The sequence below is a fragment of the Vaccinium witches'-broom phytoplasma str. VAC genome, from assembly GCF_000309405.1.
Lineage (GTDB): Bacteria > Bacillota_I > Bacilli_A > Acholeplasmatales > Acholeplasmataceae > Phytoplasma.
In genome coordinates this window covers 1-236 of the sequence record NZ_AKIN01000260.1, presented here as the reverse complement: position 1 = coordinate 236, position 236 = coordinate 1, and the positions used below count along the sequence as shown (strand labels likewise).

Sequence of the window (236 nt, the reverse complement as noted above, 5' to 3'; positions counted from 1 at the left end):
CTAAAGTTTCTTTGGTAATCATTGGTGCTGATTCTTTGTTTTCGTTGACTACTTCGTTATACATATGCCATAAACGGTGTCCTTCGTGAAGAATTAAAGTGGCTTTCGTCGCCCCTTGTGTGAATTTACGTGTAAAAGTAATTGATTTACCTATTATTTTCATACCATATTTAGCAGGGATTAAATCAGTAACTTTATCGAAAGCCTTAAAACCAACTTTAAAGATGTTACCAAAA

Annotated in this window: 1 pseudogene; it reads right to left on the bottom strand. The window is 33.5% G+C overall.

Features of this window, described 5'->3' with window-relative positions:
* Positions 1-236, bottom strand: a pseudogene (locus RI68_RS03370) (DNA double-strand break repair protein Rad50); the annotation flags it as partial.